At 66.4% G+C, this 19,390-nt stretch carries 19 protein-coding genes and 3 tRNA genes; 16 read left to right on the forward strand and 6 right to left on the reverse strand.

Annotated elements, in window-relative coordinates; genetic code table 11:
* Positions 1-29: 29 nt before the first annotated feature.
* The 3 genes from DMC64_RS02885 to DMC64_RS02895 all read left to right on the forward strand — a co-directional run bounded on the left by DMC64_RS02885 (position 30) and on the right by DMC64_RS02895 (position 309).
* Positions 30-102 (forward strand) — tRNA-Glu (locus DMC64_RS02885).
* 28 nt (positions 103-130) lie between these two features.
* Positions 131-204: transfer RNA gene (locus tag DMC64_RS02890), tRNA-Asp, on the forward strand.
* A gap of 31 nt (positions 205-235) precedes the next feature.
* Positions 236-309 (forward strand) — tRNA-Phe (locus DMC64_RS02895).
* Positions 310-877: 568 nt separating this feature from the next.
* On the opposite strand, the gene DMC64_RS02900 is transcribed toward DMC64_RS02895, so the two are convergent.
* Together DMC64_RS02900 and DMC64_RS42925 are read right to left on the reverse strand one after the other, a co-directional pair.
* Complete coding sequence (locus tag DMC64_RS02900) at positions 878-1,807, reverse strand: inositol monophosphatase family protein (protein WP_125731888.1); 930 nt, start codon at positions 1,805-1,807, stop codon at positions 878-880.
* 21 nt (positions 1,808-1,828) lie between these two features.
* Positions 1,829-2,818, reverse strand: a complete 990-nt coding sequence (locus DMC64_RS42925) for a hypothetical protein (RefSeq protein WP_199754861.1) — start codon at positions 2,816-2,818, stop codon at positions 1,829-1,831.
* Positions 2,819-2,979: 161 nt separating this feature from the next.
* On the opposite strand from DMC64_RS42925, the gene DMC64_RS02910 reads away from it, so the two are divergent.
* From DMC64_RS02910 to DMC64_RS02950, 9 genes are all read left to right on the forward strand, one after another.
* Positions 2,980-3,438 (forward strand): hypothetical protein, encoded by a 459-nt coding sequence (locus tag DMC64_RS02910; protein WP_125731890.1) that lies wholly within the window; start codon positions 2,980-2,982, stop codon positions 3,436-3,438.
* A gap of 295 nt (positions 3,439-3,733) precedes the next feature.
* Positions 3,734-4,003, forward strand: coding sequence for a hypothetical protein (locus DMC64_RS02915; RefSeq protein ID WP_125731891.1), 270 nt, complete (start codon positions 3,734-3,736; stop codon positions 4,001-4,003).
* Positions 3,981-4,235: an AMED_5909 family protein gene (locus DMC64_RS02920; protein ID WP_125731893.1), complete on the forward strand. Its 255-nt coding sequence runs from the start codon at positions 3,981-3,983 to the stop codon at positions 4,233-4,235. The genes DMC64_RS02915 and DMC64_RS02920 overlap by 23 nt, the downstream gene beginning before the upstream one ends.
* A 4-nt stretch (positions 4,236-4,239) precedes the next feature.
* Positions 4,240-4,527 (forward strand): helix-turn-helix domain-containing protein, encoded by a 288-nt coding sequence (locus DMC64_RS02925; protein WP_158634203.1) that lies wholly within the window; start codon positions 4,240-4,242, stop codon positions 4,525-4,527.
* A gap of 334 nt (positions 4,528-4,861) precedes the next feature.
* Complete coding sequence (locus tag DMC64_RS02930) at positions 4,862-6,445, forward strand: FtsK/SpoIIIE domain-containing protein (RefSeq protein WP_125731897.1); 1,584 nt, start codon at positions 4,862-4,864, stop codon at positions 6,443-6,445.
* Complete coding sequence (locus DMC64_RS02935) at positions 6,442-8,091, forward strand: replication initiator (RefSeq protein ID WP_125731899.1); 1,650 nt, start codon at positions 6,442-6,444, stop codon at positions 8,089-8,091. The genes DMC64_RS02930 and DMC64_RS02935 overlap by 4 nt, the downstream gene beginning before the upstream one ends.
* 12 nt (positions 8,092-8,103) lie before the next feature.
* On the forward strand, positions 8,104-8,316 hold the full coding sequence (locus DMC64_RS02940) for a helix-turn-helix domain-containing protein (RefSeq protein WP_037333131.1): 213 nt from the start codon (positions 8,104-8,106) through the stop codon (positions 8,314-8,316).
* 293 nt (positions 8,317-8,609) lie between these two features.
* Positions 8,610-9,443 (forward strand): site-specific integrase, encoded by an 834-nt coding sequence (locus DMC64_RS02945; protein ID WP_199754863.1) that lies wholly within the window; start codon positions 8,610-8,612, stop codon positions 9,441-9,443.
* A 14-nt stretch (positions 9,444-9,457) separates the two neighbouring features.
* A complete protein-coding gene (locus DMC64_RS02950) occupies positions 9,458-10,159 on the forward strand; it encodes a hypothetical protein (protein ID WP_125731903.1) in 702 nt (233 codons plus the stop codon).
* 195 nt (positions 10,160-10,354) lie between these two features.
* On the opposite strand, the gene DMC64_RS02955 is transcribed toward DMC64_RS02950, so the two are convergent.
* Positions 10,355-11,134, reverse strand: a complete 780-nt coding sequence (locus DMC64_RS02955) for a trypsin-like serine protease (RefSeq protein WP_125731905.1) — start codon at positions 11,132-11,134, stop codon at positions 10,355-10,357.
* Between the two features lie 157 nt (positions 11,135-11,291).
* Here DMC64_RS02955 and DMC64_RS02960 point away from each other — a divergent pair, with 157 nt between their 5' ends.
* A complete protein-coding gene (locus tag DMC64_RS02960; protein WP_125731907.1) occupies positions 11,292-12,113 on the forward strand; it encodes an arylamine N-acetyltransferase in 822 nt (273 codons plus the stop codon).
* 4 nt (positions 12,114-12,117) lie between these two features.
* On the opposite strand, the gene DMC64_RS02965 is transcribed toward DMC64_RS02960, so the two are convergent.
* Together DMC64_RS02965 and DMC64_RS02970 are read right to left on the reverse strand one after the other, a co-directional pair.
* Positions 12,118-12,417 carry a GNAT family N-acetyltransferase gene (locus DMC64_RS02965; protein WP_037333121.1) on the reverse strand — a complete coding sequence of 100 codons (300 nt, stop codon included), beginning with the start codon at positions 12,415-12,417 and terminating at the stop codon, positions 12,118-12,120.
* Positions 12,414-15,191 (reverse strand): EAL domain-containing protein, encoded by a 2,778-nt coding sequence (locus DMC64_RS02970; protein ID WP_125731909.1) that lies wholly within the window; start codon positions 15,189-15,191, stop codon positions 12,414-12,416. The genes DMC64_RS02965 and DMC64_RS02970 overlap by 4 nt, the downstream gene beginning before the upstream one ends.
* A 246-nt stretch (positions 15,192-15,437) precedes the next feature.
* Between DMC64_RS02970 and DMC64_RS02975 the strand changes: the two genes are divergently transcribed.
* Positions 15,438-15,959, forward strand: a complete 522-nt coding sequence (locus DMC64_RS02975) for a hypothetical protein (protein WP_037333117.1) — start codon at positions 15,438-15,440, stop codon at positions 15,957-15,959.
* Here DMC64_RS02975 and DMC64_RS02980 read toward each other — a convergent pair.
* Positions 15,956-17,305, reverse strand: coding sequence for a nucleobase:cation symporter-2 family protein (locus DMC64_RS02980; RefSeq protein ID WP_125731911.1), 1,350 nt, complete (start codon positions 17,303-17,305; stop codon positions 15,956-15,958). The genes DMC64_RS02975 and DMC64_RS02980 overlap by 4 nt on opposite strands.
* Positions 17,306-17,400: 95 nt before the next feature.
* On the opposite strand from DMC64_RS02980, the gene DMC64_RS02985 reads away from it, so the two are divergent.
* The gene (locus tag DMC64_RS02985) at positions 17,401-18,615 is read left to right on the forward strand and encodes an NAD(P)/FAD-dependent oxidoreductase (RefSeq protein ID WP_125731913.1); all 1,215 of its coding nucleotides are present in this window, start codon (positions 17,401-17,403) and stop codon (positions 18,613-18,615) included.
* 32 nt (positions 18,616-18,647) lie between these two features.
* Entirely contained in the window at positions 18,648-19,370 is a 723-nt protein-coding gene (locus tag DMC64_RS02990) for a Clp protease N-terminal domain-containing protein (protein WP_037333111.1), read from the forward strand.
* Positions 19,371-19,390 lie beyond the last annotated feature (20 nt).

A 19,390-nucleotide genomic window follows, 5' to 3' on the forward strand; every position in this document is an offset into this window, starting at 1 on the left:
GGTCGGTCGGTTCGCCGAAACCGAACCGGGCTCCCATCGTCCAGCGGCCTAGGACTCCGCCCTTTCAAGGCGGCAACGCGGGTTCGAATCCCGTTGGGAGTACGCAGTACGGTTACAAAGCAGTATGCAAGGCCCTGTGGCGCAGTTGGTTAGCGCGTCGCCCTGTCACGGCGAAGGTCGCGGGTTCGAGTCCCGTCAGGGTCGCAAGATCGTTCGGCTCCTCGCCGGCGTTCCCGGCCAGGTAGCTCAGTTGGTACGAGCGTCCGCCTGAAAAGCGGAAGGTCGCCGGTTCGACCCCGGCCCTGGCCACCGCTCTTGAAACCGCCTTGACCCAGGTCAAGGCGGTTTTTTCATGTCCGGGGTCGATCTTGAGTCTGTCCACTGTTGACCGTGGTTGACCCGCTTTGGCTGCCGCTTGTCGCACGTATGTTGCACGCCTCGGGGCCGCTGTCGCTCGCTGAAGGCTTCGCGTGCCTGTTCGCCCCCGTTCCCTCGCCCCTGCCATCTCTAGCGCCGGTTCGGTCGCGTCAAGGCACGCTTTCCCGCCTTGATGCGGGCGGGCCGGTGTTAGACGCTGAGAAGCGAGGGACCACCTGGTGACCACTGCGCGTCGGCTGGGTGGGGCGGGTGATCTCGCCGTGTGGCTCCTGGGTCTCCGTCGTCGTTGGCGGCGCGCTGCGGGTGCTGCCCTGCGGCGGGCTCGCCCGGCGGCGCCTGCCGGAGCGGAGCGGGAGGCCGGCGTCGCCTCTTGGGCGTAGCCCGCCGGACGGGTGGTGACCCGCGCGCCGCCAACGGCGGCGCCTTGATCCCATAGAGCCAAATTCGGCAGGACTCACTCGTCTGCGCTTCGGCGACCGCTCGGGGGCGCCAGGGTGAGCTACACGCGCAGCGTCTTAACGATCTCGTCGGCAAGGCTGGCGTTACCGGCGGCAACGAACTTTTGGCGCGGGTTCATCGCCGCGGTGATGTCAGCGAGCGAATCGAAGCTGTAGTCAAGGGAGAGCGGTCGGCCCTGGAGATCGACGACGGTTCCGCCTGCGGCATGAAGCACGTAGTGGCCTGGAGCTAGGTCCCAGATGGCGAACCCCTTTGCGAACTCGACAGTGGCGTCGGTCAGACCAGCGGCCACATGGCACAAGCTCACTGAACCGAAGTCGACACCGATGCGCCCCTTCTTCTTGTCCCCGGCGGACGGTGCGCTGAGAGCGGCTAGGAATCCCTCCTGCTGTGCAAGGGGAGCGAACCGCGCATCTGGACGCATCAAGTAGTTGGTCACCAGGGCTTCCGCGAGGCTGGCTTGCGAGGGCTGGTCGAGCGCGTACTTCATGGAATCGGCTGTGACCATGAACGCCCGGTCAACGCCTTCGTCGTCTCGCGCGCCGACGTAGAGCTGAATGTGGTGGAAGATATCTCCGATCACCGAAACGATCGGCCTGGCGAGAGTGCGAGAGTAGATCATGATGTGCGTATAGCCGTAGAGGCTTCGTACTGCGAGTTCGCTGGTATCCAAGGGATCGACAAGAACGCAAAGATCAGGATCGGAGTCCGGACCGATCACTTCGGGGTCGTCCTCCTCCGATGCGTAGACGAAGGACGTCAGGTGTTCGGCAATGGCCTCCTTGTAGCGCCGATGCATCCACAGGTCAAACTCCGAAAGGAAGTTGTCACTATGGCGAACGTTCTCGTGTTCTCCACGATTGCCTGTCAGGGCAGCGTTCACTAAGCGAGGCCGGATTTCGAGCATCATGACCTTGACCAGGTCGGCAATGCGTGCGGCTAAGTCAGGGATTGCCGGTTCGCTGTTCATCGAGTGGGCCACCTTCGTGATCTATCGCAGTTCCAGCGGAGGTTCAATGCCGGGAGGGCTCATGGTCGCGGCGATGAAGATAGCGGAGAAGTCTGCCTTCCGCAGGTTGTGCACGCCTGCAAGGTCATCGAAGCTGTAGGCGCGGGGATCGTCGCCCTTGGTCATGGCTCCGAATACGGCAAAGTACAAGTCAGCAGTCGGGTAGCGTGCGCGAACCTGCTTTTCTAGGTAGCCGATAGCGTCGGAATGCTTGACCTCGAAATCGCACAGAACGATAGTCGGGTGATCTTTGGCCTCAGGGAAAACGGAAGCGTCGTCAAGCTCGATACCACCGCGAACCTTGTTGCAGCGCAGGTAGCCGATGGGGCATCGCGAAAATCGTGAAGACGAAAGAAAAGTCGCCATGACCAAGCCTGCTTCGTTGATCCCGAAGCAGATATCGACGTCGAGGCGGCTGCCGAGATTCTTGATCTGATTGCCGAGTCGCTCGATTCCCAGTCCGAATGTTTCCCAGTTCAAGTCCAGTAACCGACCTGGCTGCGGGTTCGGTAGCGACAAGACGTCGATAGTAGAATCGCCGAATTCGGCCCTGGGGATCGCAAGGGCGAATTCTTCGCCGACCTGGTTTCCTGGGGCGGCTCGGGCCCCCTCTGTGTGAATCGTCTGAGGGGGAGACTCTTGGACAGGGGTTTCCGCCCTTGTCTGGGGTGGCTCGGGTACAAACTCGATTCCGCCTTCGTGTGGCCCGAAGAGTTGTTCGGCTTGCCAGCCGGGAAGCATTGCTTCGAGGATTCGGCAGTGGTCGGCGTAGGGCAGGCCGACGAGTTCGCCGGACAGCCATCGATAGAACTGGGCTTTGCTGGGAAAGCTGCCCCTCAGGCTCTTGTCGACCTTCTCGGCCACCTTGTCGTACTCGCGGCAGAAGGCGCGGTAGCTCTGCAAGTGTCGTCCTCTGAGCAGGACTTTGAGGACGATCGGCCGGGCTTCCTGAGCTGTGGTGTCGGGGCTCATGAGACCAAGCTAGCACGGGAGACGAGACAAGACGAGACAAGGTGAGTGCGAGACGCTGTGAGGCGAGACCTAGACGGTGTCGTGACGGGACACTCATTTGGCCGATTGTTGTAGGTACGCCGGTAAAGGCGTATCCGACAAGCGGGAAGGTTCACTACGACATGGCGATCGAAAAGGGCATCCGATTCAGCGTTGACCACGATGACGCGTTTCCGCAGGGTCTTGTGATGGTGGGCGAAGTGTCGCCGGACAACGAATATCAGTCGCGTGAGGAGAGGGCGCAGGGGCGGCCGACGAGGCAGCGGGTGGACGAGGTGACCGGGAAGCGGCAGTGGAAGTTCATGGCGACAGACCCCGGTGAGACGAAGGCGAAGCGGGCTTCGTTCGAGATCACGCTGCTGGCCGATGTGCAGCCGGTGCCGACGACGGGCGAGGTGATGCCGGGTATGCGCCCGGTGGAGCTGGACGGGTTGACCGCTGAGCCGAAGGTGGCCGGGCAAGGCGAGTACAAGTACCTGTCCTACGTTTTCCGCGCTACCGGATTCAAGGCGGCGGGAAGTGGCGCGGGCGGGAAGGCTTCCCGGTCGACGGCGGGTGAGTCCTCGGCCAAGGCCGCGTGACGGCACTGACTTCTAGAGGGAAGTGGTGTCGTGACGTCGAAAAAGCAGGTGTCCGCGTGGGAGTCGGCGTATCGCGTTTATCGGGACGCGGCGGACGTGGATGCACGGTCGCGGGGCGCGAATCCGGATGTTGCGCGAGAGATGGCGGCGGCGTCGCGGTTGGTCGCTCAGGCATGGCGAGCGCTGGGCAGTGATCCCGACCTGCCGTGGTGGGTGGTCGCCGCCGTGGTGTCGGCCGCGCAAGCCTTCGAGGAGCAGTCGCGGGAGTGGGAACGCAAGGCGGGAGGTGACGAGTATGCGGGAGGGGTTCGGCCCAACGTGGGTGATCAGCCCGTGGGACGAGGTGACGGTGGAGGAGACTGGTTCGGGTCCGGGGTCGCCCCCGGCGCTGGTGCTGTCGGGCACAGCGGGATCGCTGACGATCCGTCCTCCCGAACATCGGGGCGACTGGCTGAGCCGGGCCGTCTTCCTTCGCCGACTCCGCGATTGCGCGGACGAACTGGCGGCACTGCTCGAAAGCCGCGCACGGGCCGGGGTCTGTGATGACGACTCCGGGCAGGAATGAGCCGCAAACACTCAAGGATGCGCACGACGTTGCGGCAGCGACTCGTCCGCTGCCAGGGGCGAGCCTGTCGACGTGGCTGAAATGGCGGCAGGCCAACGCCAGAATGTATCGCGCGGTGTCCGATGTGGACCGTTTCCATCACCACGAGATTCGGTACTGGGTCGCGCACGAGGACGGCAAGGCGGAAGAACTGGCCGCGAGGATTCAGATGGAGAAATCGGATGCCAAGTAGGCGCGTGCAGGAATGGGGAGGCAACGGCGACGGCTCGATGCTGGACGGCAAGACGGCGGCGCAATGGTTGCGGCGGGTACGTCGGTTTCGGCGGCTGACTCAAGCTCAACTGGCCGCGCGATCCGGCATCAGCCCTCGGCACCTCGGCCAACTGGAGCGGGGCGAACGGCCGTTGACCACGGTGACTACAGCGGTCCGCCTGGCGGATGGCCTGGATATCGCACGGGAGCACGTGTGGTTGGTCGCGCTTCGGGAGTTCGAACGTAAGGAGCGCGCTCGGTCGCAGGACTGACTCGATAGGCAAGAACTGAATATCGAAATTTTCGCACGTGGGGACGTGTGGCGGATAAACGCGTCCTCACGTGGCTAAAAGTGTCCCTTAAAACGCAGAACCGGCCCTTGGCTACCAACCTGTTCCGGTTCTGCGCCTGTCCACTGGAGCAGTGAACAATGACGAAGATAAATGACGGCACACAGTGCGAGTCAACGGGGGTCACCCGAACGCGCTGTACGGAATGCAAACGGTTCACTCGGCTGCTGCCGGGTGAGGAGAAGTGCTCCCCGTGCCTGGGGATGCTGCCGCTGCCGATCGTGGTTCCCGCTGCTGGTCTGCGGGGTGGTCGGTGATGAACACGCAGGAGATCATGACCACCCTCGCGGTCGGCGGCGGCCTGGCGGTGGTGTTGTGGGTGCTGGCCAAGGTCGGCCGTGTCCTGGCGAGTGCGTTCGAGGCGCTGGCCGCGCTGGCGGTGCTCGGTGTGGCGCTGTGGGGCCTGCTGCGGGCGGTCGGCTGGATTGTTCGGCAACTCGTCGGACACTGGCGTACCTGCCTGGCGCTGCTGGGGTTGTGGGCCTGGTGCACAGTGCTGGGCTGGGTGTCCCTCGTCGTCACGGTCGGCGTGCTGGCGGTCGTGCTGCTGGCGTGGTGGCGGCTGGACGAGGTGGGCTACGACCTGTGGTGCGGGCGGTGGCTGCGGGCGTGGTGGCTGCGCTGGGCGCTCTACGGTCGCAAGCTCGCCGGTTGGCTGCACGCCTGCGGGCTGACGGTCCGCGATGACGCGATTCCCGTTGATGTGACGGTGAACCTGGTATCTCGTCGGCGCAAGCGTGAGGCGGTCGCGAAGGCGCGTCAGGCGTCCGGGGTGGCGGTGCCGAAACTGCTATCGGTCCGCTCCGGCCCGTCCTGGGATGAGGTCCGGGTCCGGTTGGTCCCTGGGCAGAAGCCGGAAGACTTCGATGAGGTCGCGCGAGAGCTGGCGGTAGCGCGCAAGGTCCAGCGGTGCCAGGTGCGGGAGCTTGAGCCGGATGTGGTGTCCATCGACTTCATGCGCCGCGATCTGCTTGACACGGCGGTGACGTGCCTGCCGGTCCCGGAAATGGTCTCCGTGGACGGCTCGGGCGTGGATCTGCGGGCGGTCTATGCGGGTTCGACCGAGTACGGGACCCCGTGGACGCTGCCGCTGGTCGGTGGTGAGGCGCACACGCTTGTGGCTGGTGCGTCGGGGTCGGGGAAGGGCTCAGTCCTGTGGGCTCCGCTGGTGTCGGCTGCGGCACCGATCCGCGCCGGTCTCGTCCGCGTGTCCGGGATCGACCCGAAGGCGGTCGAACTCGCCTACGGGCGCGGGATCTTCGCCCGCTACGGCGTGTCCGGCAAGGAAGCCTTGGAGGTCCTCGACGCGCTGATCGAGGAGCTGGAGAACCGGAAGCGCGTCTTCGCCGGAAACACTCGTCAGGTCCCGGTCTCGACGGAGTATCCGGTGGAGCTGCTGGAGTTCGACGAGATCGGCGCTCTGACCCGCTACACCGACCGCAAGACCCGTGACGCGATCGTGGAACGGGTCGCGATCCTGACCACTCAGGGGCGGGCGCTCGGGTTCGCGGTCCGGGGCTATGTCCAGGAGCCGACCAAGGAAACGGTTCCGGTGCGGGAGCTGTTCACCCGTCGTATCTGCCTGCGGGTGACCGCGAAGAGTCAGGTCCCGATGGTCCTCGGGGACGGCGCGTACGAGCGCGGGGCGTGGGCGAACCGGATTCCGGAGTCGGCGGCCGGTGTCGGCTACGTCTGGGGCGAAGGCATCCGCGAACCACTGCGCGTGCGGGCCGGTTGGGTTCCGGACCAGACCATCAAGCACCTGGAGCACTACGTCACCAACGGCGGTGCCTCGGTGACCCACCTGTCAGACCGGCGCGGTGAGAGGGGGACGGCATGACCACGACAGATTCGCAGGTCGGAGCAGGTCCGGCCTCCCCGCCGGCCACGAATGGACGAATCCGCGGTGCCTTGTCGGCGGAGGTCGTGAAGGCCACCGCGGAGAAGCACGGCGTGTGTGTCCGGCCGTTCACGATGGAGGTCGGAGACACCGAGACCGGCGAGATCCGCTACGTCCCGGTGCCGTGCGGGTCGACGGTTGAATCGGTGTGCCTTCCGTGTGCTCGCAAGGCAAAGGCGCTTCGTCAGGCGCAGTGCCGTGAGGGCTGGCACATGACCGAGGAACCCGTCATCGCCCGCGAGACGCCGTCGAAGACGCAAACGGAGCTGGTGGCGTTCCGGGCTGATCTGGCGGCGGCCTATCGGGAGGCGCTGGCGGTCGGTGATGAGGTCGAGATGGAGGAGCTGCGGGCAGAGGTCGCGTCGGTGGACGAGGAGCTGCGGGCGTCCGGGATGACGGGTCGCCTGCCCGCTCTCGATGTCCCGGAGAAGCGTCCGGTGAAGCGGTCGACCAAGCGGCGGCAGGACGCGCCGAACCTGCCACGCCGCAAGGTCACCAAGACCACCGTGGGCCGTGAGTACGCGGGACGGTTCCGGCCGTCGATGTTCGTCACTCTCACCTGCGACACCTACGGCCCGGTCCGGTCCGATGGTTCGCCGGTGAACCCGTCGACGTATGACTACCGGCGGGCTGCTCGGGACGCGGTGCACTTCTCGGCGCTGGTGGACAGGTGGTGGCAGAACCTGCGGCGCGTGGTCGGCTGGGACGTGCAGTACTTCGCGACCGTGGAACCCCAACGGCGGGCGGCTCCGCACCTGCACACCGCTCTCCGTGGCTCCATCTCCCATGAGGTCATCCGGATGGTCACGGAGGCCACCTATCACCAGGTGTGGTGGCCCAACCATGACGAGATCGTCTACACGGACCGGGAACCTTTGTGGGACATGCATTCCCGGACGTTCGTGGACCCGGACACGCGGGAGCCACTGCCGTCGTGGGACGAGGCCGTGGATACGGTGGAGGAACCGGCGCATGTGGTCACGTTCGGCCGTCAGGTGCACTCCAAGGGGATCTTGGGCGGTACCGAGGAATCCGGGCGTCACATCGGGTACCTCACCAAGTACCTGACCAAGTCCACCGGCGAGGTGGTCGACGCTGACACCCCGGCCCAGCAGGATCACCACGACCGTCTTCACGCGGAACTGTCGGTGACCCCGTGCTCGCCTCGGTGCGCGGTGTGGCTGCTGTACGGCATCAACCCCAAGGGAGCCAACGGAAAGACCGTCCCCGGTCACTGCAAGGGACGCGCTCATCGTCGAACGACGCTCGGGCTACCGGGGCGGCGGGTGTTGGTGTCGCGGAAGTGGTCGGGCAAGACCGTGGCCGATCACAAGGCAGACCGGAAGGGCTTCGTCCTGGACGCACTGGCCGCTGTCGGCATCACCAAGGAACAACCCGAACCGGACCGGTTCGTCTGGCGCAAGGTCGAACCCGGAGACACCCACTGCCCACCACGGGACCACCTGGTGATGCGCGCCATCTCCGAACGGATCACCTGGAAGGCCGAGTACGACCGGGCGCTACTCGCGGCACAGGGGCCACCCGGTGAAGGTCCGGAAACTTCGGCAACTCGGCAAGCGGCCTAGGAAGGGGGAGACGTGGAGAAGAACTATCTGACAGTCGATGAAGCGGCTGAGTACCTGAACACGGGTGTCCGGTTCGTGCGGCGGCTGATCGCGGAACGGCGGATCGCTTTCCACAAGGTCGGCGTTCACGTTCGGCTGGCGGTCGCTGATCTGGACGCGTTCGTGATGGCGGGACGCGTCGAGCCGGTACGGGTGAGCTGGTCCGCTGGTCGGGCGGTGGCGTGATGGCGAAGAAGCGGAGGCGGTTCGGGTCGGTTCGGAAGCTGCCCTCCGGCCGGTTTCAGGCGTCGTTCCTCGGTCCGAACGGAGTGCGCCAGTACGCGCCGGACACGTTCCGGACCAGGACAGACGCTGATCGATGGCTGGTCGGCGTAGAGGCCGATATCAACAAGGGCGCTTGGCTGGACGACAAGCTAGGACGAGAAACGTTCGGCAACTACGCGGGTGCCTACCTGCGCGACAGTCCGAACATCGGGGACAGGTGGGAGGAGACGTGTCGGCGGAACATGCGCCTTCACATGACTGAGCTGCTGGACCTCCCGCTGATCGCGATCACCCCGCCGGTGGTGCGGAGCTGGTACGCGAAGGCCCTGCTCGGAGCGGGCGGGAAGACGTCGATCGGGCAGTCGTACCGCTTCCTCCGTGCCGTGATGAACTCGGCCAAGAGGGACGGGGCGATCATGATCAACCCCTGCCAGATCCCCGGCGCGGGCACGGACAAGGCGAAGGAACGGGGCATCGCCACCCCTGGGCAGATCGTCGACCTCGTCGAGGCGATCACTCCTCGCTACCGGGCGGCCGTGCTGCTGGCGGCCTGGTGCGGCCTTCGTCGCGGTGAGGTCTGCGGCCTGCGAACGGCTGACGTCGACCTGGTGGACGGCGTCGTGTGGGTCCGGAAGAACCGGGTGGAGCTTCTGGAGAGTCCGAAGAAGTATGACAAGGACCCCAAGACGGACGCTGGGCGTCGGCCGGTGTCGGTCCCTCCGCACGTCATGCCGTACCTGCGGGACCACATGAAGGAGTGGGCGGGGCGTGATCGGTTCTTCATCGGCAAGGACGGACAGCCGATGCGGGGGAACGCGGTCTATCAGGCGTTCGTCCGGGCGCGGGTGAAGGTCGGCGTGGATGTGAGCTATCACGACCTGCGGCACACGGGGCAGACGCTCGCAGCGAGTGCGGGCGCGACGCTGGCTGACCTTAAGAAGCGGCTCGGGCACGCGTCGGCGGCTGCGTCCCTCCGGTATCTCCACGCGGTCGAAGGGCGGGATAGGGAGGTAGCCGACCAGTTGAGCAAGCTCGCCGCGCACGGGAACGCCGCCAAGCTGCCCAAGACGATCATCGTGAAGCACTGAGGGCGAACAGTCTCTTGAAGATCAATTCCCGGTGTCGTTTTGGCGACTTTGCAAACAGGTTCAATAGTCGTGCCGACTTGGAAGGCATGAAGTCGGACGTGCCGTTGTGGGTAGCTCTGCTGGTTCCTGCTGTCGGCTTCCTGGGCGTCTTGGCGGGCCAGTGGTTGACGTCCCGCCGGGACGCCCTCGGCCGTCGAGAGCAGCGGAAGCTGGCTAGGACGGAGACCTACGCCGAGTTTTACCAGTCTGTCGTCAAGTTGGTCGACAACGTCGAGCACGCGCGCCGAGACAAGTTTGGTGCATCTGGGCAGGCCGTCGTGCGCAAGTACTTCCCCCTCAGCATCGTGGCCTCGCGATCTGTGGATTGGGCCGCTGCGAAGCTTGCTGTTAAGGCGGGGTCGCTGACATCTGATCAGGCCATCTCTGACGCGGACGTGAAGGCGCTAGAGACGGATCTGTCCGACATGGCCGCTGTCGTCTTGAAGCGGATGAAGAGCGACTTAGATGGCGAGCATCGCGGGTGGGTGTATCCGCTCTGCGGGTGGGTCCGGCATCCCGGATGGTCGGCTCAGCGGTTGAAGCTTCGAGTACAGGACCGGTGGGGAGGGTTCAAGACGGAGCTTGAGGATGAATCCAAGGCACGGCCGGTTGTCGAAGGTCCAGAAAAGCACGATGTTGCACGTGTGACGCACGCAGCCGATCCGCAGCCCTCCTGACCAGCGGTAACGTCTGTGCCTGAAAAGCGGAAGGTCGCCGGTTCGACCCCGGCCCTGGCCACCGCTCAACGAACCGCCTCGATGCACATCGAGGCGGTTTTTTCATGCCTGGGGCCGATTACAAGGCAATGCGCGGTGGCGTCCGATGTCGCAGGAGCATCGGGCGCCACCGCGCGGTGCGGTGTCCTGGGTGTCCTACTTGCCGGTCTGCTGCTTGATCCAGTCGGTGAACGCGGTCACGTCGGTGTAGATGCCCGGCATCTCCGGGCAGCTGGCGGTCTGGCCGCGGCTGGTCGCGCCGACCAGCGTCCACTTGTCGCCGGCCTTCACGACGGCGGGGCCGCCCGAGTCGCCGTAGCAGGCGCTGGCCTTACCACCCTGGTTGTCCATGCACAGCTCGCTCTCCGCGTCGTAGGCCCCGGAGCCGGAACAGTCGGAGTCTTCGGCGATCTTGGTGTCGAGCTGCTGGAGGACCACCGGTGCCTCACCACAACCGCGCGTGGGGCAGGTCAGGCCCCAGCCGATCTCGCGCACGTCGGTACCCGCCTGCGGCGACTGGCCGATCTCGATTGGCGCCGCCTCGGCGGCCTTGGTCAGGTGCACCAGGGCGATGTCGTACGGGCCGGAGCCGTCGTACTTCTCGTGGACCACGAACTTGTCGACCTCGGCGACCTCGCCGCCCTTGGTGTGGTCGGTGGTGTTGATGCGGTACTGCCAGTTCGACGGCTGCTCGCCCTCGACGCAGTGCGCGGCGGTCACCAGCCACTCCGGCGCGATCAGCGACGCGCCGCAGTTGTGGTCACCGCTCTTGGTCTGCATGGACGCCATGAAGGTGTATGTCTCGGTCGCGTCCACACCACCCACGATCAGCGGCTGAACGCCCGAGGGCGGTTCGGCGGCGGAAGCCGGCATCGCCAACCCGAGTACGGCGGCCGCTCCGGTCAGCAGACCGGCGACGAGGGAACGAGTCCTCATCTGCTTTCTCCTTCCACACCGGTGTGTTTCACCGGTTCACTCCGGAAGGGTGGCCAATCGTCACTCGTTCGTGGAAGTGACGAAAGTCGGTGGCCGTTGCCAGTTACCAGTTGGCCGATCTTGACTTCGAGTTAGGTGGAGGTGTCAATCTCGAGGCATGACAATCACAGCTGAGCAGGTCGACGAATGGACCGTCGGCACCCTCGACCTCGACGCGTACCTCGGCCGGATCGGTCAGAGTCGCGCGACGCCCTCGGCCGCAGCGTTGCGTGAACTGGCGAAGGCGCACATTCTCGCCATTCCGTTCGAGAACGTCGACGTCGTTTTGGGGCAGCACAAGGGGATCGCGCTCGAAGACGTGGTCGGCAAACTCGTCGGCCGTAGTCGTGGCGGCTATTGCTACGAGCACGGAAGCCTTTTCGCCGCGGCCGCCGAGCAACTCGGCTATTCCGTGCGCCGCCTGGTCGCGCGCGTGCAGCCGCAGAAGAACGGCCCGTACACGCATATGACGCTCGCGGTCGAGGCGGACGGCGTGCAGCACCTGGTCGACGTGGGCTTCGGCGCCGGGATGCTGGTGCCGATGCCGCTGGTCGACGGCGCGGTCGTGGATCAGGCCGGCTGGCCGCACCGGCTCGTCGCCGACGGAGACTGGTGGCGCCTGCAGAAGAAGGAAGGCGAAGACTGGACCGACCTGCACGCCTTCACGCTCACGCCGATGCACCGGATCGACTACGAGGTCTACCACCACTACACGTCGACACATCCGCGGTCGCCGTTCACCGGGCAGCTGGTGGTCATGCGGCTGGAGGAAGGGCTCAGCCGCAAACTGGTCGGCGAGGAGCTCATCGTCGAACGTCCGGACGGGACCAAGGAGACCACCAAGATCCCGCCGGAGCGGCTCGACGCGACACTGCGCGAACTGGACGTCGTCCTCACCGAGGACGAGCTCGCGAAACTGCTGAAGATCTACCCGGGCTGAGGGGTCAGAGCTCGAATTCGGCGCGCTTGTCCTCGGGGACGAGGTCCTCGTACTCGCGGTGCTTCGCGATGAAGGAACGCACGTACGGGCAGTAGGGCAGGACGGACCTGCCCTGCGCCCGGACGTCGTCGAGCGCGGCGGTCACGAGCTTGCCCGCCAGGCCCTGGCCCGCGAAGTCGTCCGAGATTTCGGTGTGCAGGAACAGGATCGCGTCGGTGCGCGTGCGGGTTTCCAGGAACCCGGCGGTTTTCCCGTCCACGACGATGTCGTAGCGGTCTTCTCCGGCTTTGATCTCGACACTCATCCAGCTGCTCCGAAAAGTTCGTCCGGCGGCGCGGGGCGACCGAGATGGAAGCCCTGCGCCTGGTCACAGTGCAGCTCACGCAGGACCGCGAGCTGCTCTTCGTCTTCGACACCTTCGGCGACGACGATCAGGTCGACGGCGTGCGCCATCGCGATGATGCTCTTGACGATCGCGGCCGCGTCCCGCGATTCCGCGATGCCGATGACGAAGGTGCGATCGATCTTGAGCGTATCCAACGGGAGCCGTTGCAGCTGGGCGAGCGACGAGTAGCCGGTGCCGAAATCGTCGATCGCCAGCGAGACACCGAGATCGCGCAACGACGTCAGGACTTCGGCGGCCGCCGCCTGGTCCCGCATCAGCGCGCTCTCGGTGACCTCGAGGGTCAGCGCGTGCGGCGGCAGGCCGGTGGTCTTCAGCGCGTCCTGCACCCCGGCCACCAGATGCGGATCGTCCAGCTGCCGGGCCGACAGGTTGACCTTGAGGTTCAGGTCGATGCCGAGCTGCTCGCGCCGCCTGGCGATCTCGCGGGTGGTCGTGCGCAGGACGTACTTGCCGATCAGGTTGATGAGGTCGCTTTCCTCGGCCAGCGGGATGAACTCGGCGGGCGAGATCGTGCCGTGCGCGGGATGTTTCCAGCGCAGCAACGCTTCCACGGCGACCATCTCGCCGGATTCGATGTCCACCACCGGCTGATACGCCGTCCAGAGTTCCTCGTTCTGCAGGGCGTCGCGCAGGTCCTGCTCCATGCGCAGCCGCCGCTGCATCCGCTCGCGCAGCTCGACGTCGAAGAACTCGTAACGTGCCCGGCCGAGCGTTTTCGCTTGGTACATCGCGACATCCGCGTCGCGCAGCAGGTCTTCGGCGGTCCGGGTGTCGTCGTTGGCCGCGGTGACGATGCCGATACTGGCGTCGATGTGCAGCTGCCTGCCGTTGACGGTGATCGGCTCGGTCAGCGCCTCGCGCAGATGTTCCGCCAGCGCCTTGATCTCGTCCGGTTCGGTGATCTCCGCGGTGACGACGACGAATTCGTCGCCGCCGAGCCTGCCGACGAGATCGTTCTCGCCGATGCCCCGGCGCAGCCGTTCGCCCGCGATACGGAGCACCTTGTCGCCGACGGAATGTCCGAGGGAATCGTTGATCACCTTGAACTTGTCGAGGTCGATGAACAGCAGCGTGGTCAGCTCGGCGCGGCCGGCGCCGGACAGCGCCTCGGCGAGACTGTCCAGTACCAGCGTGCGGTTCGCGAGTTCGGTGAGCGGGTCGTGCGTCGCCTCGTGGGCGAGCCGCTCGCCGATGGCGCGGCGTTCGGTGATGTCGGTGAACGAGGCGACCACGGCCTGGGCCGACGGGTCTTCCGGGGTCAGCAGCCGCGACGTCAGCGAGATCCAGACGTCGTCACCGGCGGGCCTGCGCAGCCGCAGCACGAGACCGGTCAGCGTGGCCCCGGTGCGCCGGGTCACCACCGATGGCATCCGGGCGGGCGGGATACGGCCCTGTTCGTCGTACAGCTCCAGCGTCACGCACGGGACACCGATGAGGTCGTCGTGGCCGACGCCGATGATCCGGCACGCCGCGGGGTTGGCCGATTCGATGAGCCCGCCAGGGCCGATCACGACCACGCCTTCGTCGAGCGACGCGACCACCGTGCTGTAGTGCTGTTCCGCCCGTCGGCGGGCCGTTTCGTCGGCGCAGACCAGGACGAAACCGTCGTTCATCTCGGCGGCGGAGATGCGGATGGCCAATGTCGAACCGTTGCGGTGGCGGTGGGTCGTCTGCATGACGCCGCCCCGGCGCAGCACCGTTTCCGGGTCGAGCGCGGCGCCGACGAGCTCGCTCACCGTGCCGCCGATCGCCTCGCCCGCCGTCCAGCCGTAGACGTTCTCGGCGGCGGGGTTCCAGCTGGTCACCACGCCGCTGCCGTTGGTCGCGATGATCGCGTCGCTGACGTGGCTGATCAGCGCGGCCTGGTAGCGCAGCGTCGCTTCGGCGGCCTTCTGCGCGCTGATGTCGCGCATGATGACCTGGAACGCGGGCCTGCCTTCCCAGGTCGTGCGCACGGAAATGCTCTGGACCAGGTACTTCGTGCCGTCGAGACGGAGCATGACGGTGTCGGCGGGAACGGTCGACGCGCCTTGGCGGTGCAGTGACGCGATCCGGTCCAGCAAGGCCGGAAGCGATTCGTCGGCCACGAAGTCCATGATCGGCCGCCCGATCAGCTCGGCGGTCGAGGACGCACCGAGCGCGGTGAGGGCCGCTCGGTTGACGTAGGTGACAACGCCGGCTTCGTGGACACAGACCGCGTCGGGGCTGAGTTCGACCAAAAGCCGGTAACGGTCAGTGAGATCTTCGAGGGTCTGCCGGTTCTCGCGGACGTCGGTCACGTCGGTGGCGATGCCGAGCAGCCCCGACGAGCCGTTGTCGTCGCCGATGGTGCGGGCGCGCAGCCGGACCCAGCGGATCTCGCCTGCCGGGTTCCGGAACGACTGCTCGAGCTCGAATTCGCGCCAAGGCGGGGAGGTGCGGGTGCCGGCGGTCAGCGGGGCCACCAGATCGGCGAGCCTGGACTCGATCTCGGCTTCGGTGAGCGCGCCTCCGCCGAGGAGGTTCTCCAGTCCGGGCAGCCAGGACAGGGTCTCGGCCTCGAAGTCGTACGACCAGATGGCGGCGTGGTCGCCCGCGAGGCCGAGATCGCCGAGCGGCTCGTTTCCGAGCGGCGCGCCTGCCGAACGACCGGAATTCCCGGCCCCGGGCACGGCGAGGGCGTCAGCCTCCATGATCCGTCCGAACCCCCTCTTCCGGTGCTGGCACCGTCGATTACACCACCCGCGGAGGGCGCTGTATACGCGAGCCGAAGGTGGGCCACCGCCGATATGCGCGGGAGCAGATGAATACACGCTGTGTGACTGGCCTACGCTGGCGTGTTCCATCGGGTGAATAATTTTTGGTTAACTTCACCCGTTCGGCGGTGAGTTGCGGTAAAACTACTCCTCGCTCGTTCCCGGTGCGAAAGGTTTCAGCTGGTGGATGACGACGATGTTTCGGTCGCCGACCTGCTTATTCGTGAGGGCTGGGACGACCACGAGGAGTCACGGGCAAAGTCACGCTGGAGAGTTATCGCGGTGGTGATCGCCGTGGTCGTCGCCTGCGGTGCGGCCGCCGTTCTCGTCGGGTTCGACGCGGATCCGGAACAGAATGCGGCGCCGAACCCGATCAGCGTCATCGAGATGCCGAAGCGGCCTTCGGAAAACAGAGGAGCCGACGCGACTTCGGCCGTTCCGTCCACCGAAACGGTCGAAACCGGCGACGGCGGGACGTCGACGCGGCCCAGCAAGACGACGTCCAGCCGCCGTACGTCGAGTTCGGCCGCGCAGACGTCCGACTCGCCGGACCCGGCCACGCCGACTTCGTCGAACGAGCCCGCGGATCCGCCGCGGACCACCGGGTCCACGGTCGTGCCGCAGCCGCCCAACCCGACTCCGCCGCCGCCCTCGACGACGCCGACCGAAGAGTGCAATCTGTGGCCGAAGTGGCTCTTCTGTTAGGGCGCTTGCAATAGGTCAGGGTCTCGGCGTTTGCCGAGGTGGTTGAACAGCAGATTGAGGGTGAACGCGACGATCGCGGCGACCGTGATCGGGCTGCCGCAGATGGTCTGCAACCACGCCGGGAAGTGCTGGAAGAAGATCGAATTCCCGAACTGGTTCGTGGCGAAAGCGGGCAGCAGGCCCACGCCGACCGACACCGCGACGATGAAGGTGTTGTGGTTGCCGGAGAACTCCACCTTCTTCAGGTTCTGCACGCCGACCGCGGCGACCATCGCGAACATGACCACCGCGACCGCGCCGATCACCGGCTCCGGCACGGCGGCGACGAAGGCGCCGACCTTCGGCACCAGGCCCATCAGCACGAGCAGGCCGCCCGCCATCGCGACCACCCACCGGCTGCGCACCCCGGTCATCTGCACGAGGCCGACGTTCTGCGCGAAAGCCGTGTCCGGGAACGAGTTCATCGCGCCGCCGAGGATGGCCGAGAGACCATCGGTGGCGAGACCGCGCGCGAGGTCGGAGTCCGTCGCCGGCCGTCCGGTGATCTCCCCGACGGCGACCAGGTCCGCGGTGGATTCGGTGTAGGTCACCAGCATCACGACGCACATCGAGAGCACGGCCGCGATCGGGAAGGTCGGCGGGCCGAAATGGAACGGCGACGCGAGGCCGAACCAGTCGGCGTCGGCGATGCCCTTGAAGCTCACCAGTCCCATCGGGATCGCCGCGACCAGGCCGATCAGCAGCGCCAGCAACGGGCCGATCTGGCTCGCGAATCCGCGCAGGACCCGGGTGAACAGGACGATCACCGCGATCACGCCGAACGCCAGCGCGATATTGGCGGGCTTCGCGTACTCCGGCGATCCGGTGTCGTGGCCGGCGATCAGGCCGACGCCCGGGCCGATGAGCGAGATGCCGATGACCATGAGCAGGGTGCCGGAAACCAGCGGCGGGAAGAACCGGATCATCTTCGCGAAAGGTTTGGCGATGAGCAGGCCGAACACACCCGACGCGATCATCGCGCCGTAGACGGCCTGCATGCCGTACTGGGACGCGATCATGATCATCGGGTTGACCACGGTGAACGTCGCGCCCGCCACCACCGGAAGCCGGATGCCGAAGATCCGCCCGATCCCGATCGCCTGTATCAGCGTCGCGATACCCGCGACCAGCAGATCCGCGTTGACCAGCAACGCGATCGTCGCCGCGTCCAGTTTCAGCGCGCTGCCCACGACGAGCGGGACGGCCACGGAGCCCGCGTACATGATCGTCATGTGCTGGAGGCCGAGCAAGGTCAGCTTCGGCAGTGGCGGGCGGGCGTCCACCGGGTGGACCTCGGGACGGCTCATGGGCATGACCGTAGCGCGTCCGCCGCGCGCGGATCACGTGTCGAAAGGGCCAGAGCTGTGTTGAATGGAGGTCGGGCACAACGGAAGGAGCGCCGATGGAGACCGTCCTCGTCGTAGGGGCCGGGCAGAGCGGGTTCGGGGTGGCGACCTCGCTGCGGGACAAGGGGTTCGGCGGGCGGGTGGTGCTGATCGGTGACGAACCCGGGCTGCCGTACCAACGGCCTCCGTTGTCGAAGGGCTATCTCGCCGGGACCGCGGGCGACGCCCAGCTGCGTCTGCGGCCCGAAGACTTCTTCGCGGAGAAGAACATCGAGCTGATCCCGGGCCGCGTCGCGTCGGTGGATCGCGACGGGGCGAAGGTGGTGCTCGAAGACGGGAGCGCTCACGAGTACGACCATCTGGTGCTGGCGACGGGATCGGTCAACCGGGTCCTGCCGGTTCCCGGGTCCACTTTGGACGGCGTGTTCACCTTGCGCACCAAGGACGAGGCCGATGTGCTGCGCGCCGCACTGGAAAGCGCGGAGAACGTGGTCGTGGTCGGGGGCGGGTTCATCGGGCTGGAGTTCGCCGCGCACGCCGGGCGGCCCGTGACGATCGTCGAGGCGCAGGACAGGCTGATGGCCCGCGTCGCGACTCCGGAGGTCTCGGCGTACTTCGCCGCTCTGCACGAAGAGGCCGGCCACACGATCCTGCTCGGCAAGGGGGTCGCCGCGCTGCGCGGCGAGGGCCGGGTGGCCGAGGTCGAACTGAGCGACGGCAGCCTGCTGCCCGCCGATCTGGTGCTGGTCGGGGTCGGGGTCGAGCCGCGGACACGGCTCGCCGAAGGGGCGGGGCTCGCCGTGGCCAACGGTGTCGTCGTCGACGAACACCTGCGCACGAGCGACCCGAAGATCTCGGCGGTCGGGGACTGCGCGAACTTCCCCTGTGTCCAGGCGGGTACGGCGACGCGGCTGGAGTCGGTGCAGAACGCCGTCGACCAGGCGCGGGCGGTGGCCGCCGTCATCGCCGGCGAACCCGCGCCCTACGACAGCCTGCCGTGGTTCTGGACCGACCAGCTCGGCGCGAAACTGCAGATCGCCGGGATCCTGACCGGGGCGGAGAAGACCGTCGTGACCGGCGATCGGGAGGGTGGGAAGTTCTCGGTGCTGTCGTTCCGCGACGGTGTGCTCGCCGGGGTCGAGTCGGTGAACCGGCCGCCGGACCACATCGCCGCGCGCCGTCTGTTCGCCGCGGATCCGGCGCCCCGATTCGAGACGCTGGAGGCCAACGGCTTCGATCTCAAGGCGACCTTTGCGTCAACCCGTGGTTGACGATTGGCGAGCGTCAACCTAGAGTTGACGGCATGACGAATCCAGTGCGGCTCGACGACCTCATCTCCCACATCAAGCAGCAGCATCCCGACGGCGACGTGCTCGGCCAGCTTTCCGACGCGGTCTTCCTCGGCGAGCACCTCGGCGAAGTGGCCGACCATCTGATCGGCCACTTCGTCGACCAGGCGCGGCGTTCCGGCGCGTCCTGGACCGAAATCGGCAAGAACATGGGGGTTTCCAAGCAAGCGGCGCAGAAGCGCTTCGTCGAGTCCAGCGGCTCGTCGCTGGAAGACCTGGTGAAGGTGTTCAGCCGCTACACCGATCGGGCGCGGCACGTCGTCGTCGCCTCGCGGGACGCCGCGGTGTCGGCGAAGAGCCCGCAGATCGAGCCCGTGCACCTGGTCCTCGGGCTGCTCTCCGAACCGGCCGCGCTCGCCGCCGGGGCGATCGTGGCACAGAAGGTGACTCTCGAAGCCGTCCGCGAGGCCGCGGAGGCGAAGCTGCCGGAACCCGCCGCCGAACCGGTGGAAGCGGCGAAGATGGCGTTCGGCGCGCAGGCCAAGAAAGCGCTGGAGCTGACCATGCGGGAGTCACTGCGGCTCGGGCACAACTACATCGGCACTGAGCACATCCTGTTGGCCCTGTTCGAACTCGGCGACGATTTGCTGACCGGGCTCGGCCTCACGAAGGAGAACACCGAAGCGGTGATCGTGCGGGCGCTGGCGGAGATCGTCGCCGCACGCGGGGAGGGCTGAAAGCGTCCTTCACTGCGTCA

It is taken from the genome of Amycolatopsis sp. WAC 04197, assembly GCF_003947475.1.
GTDB classification, from domain to species: domain Bacteria; phylum Actinomycetota; class Actinomycetes; order Mycobacteriales; family Pseudonocardiaceae; genus Amycolatopsis; species Amycolatopsis japonica.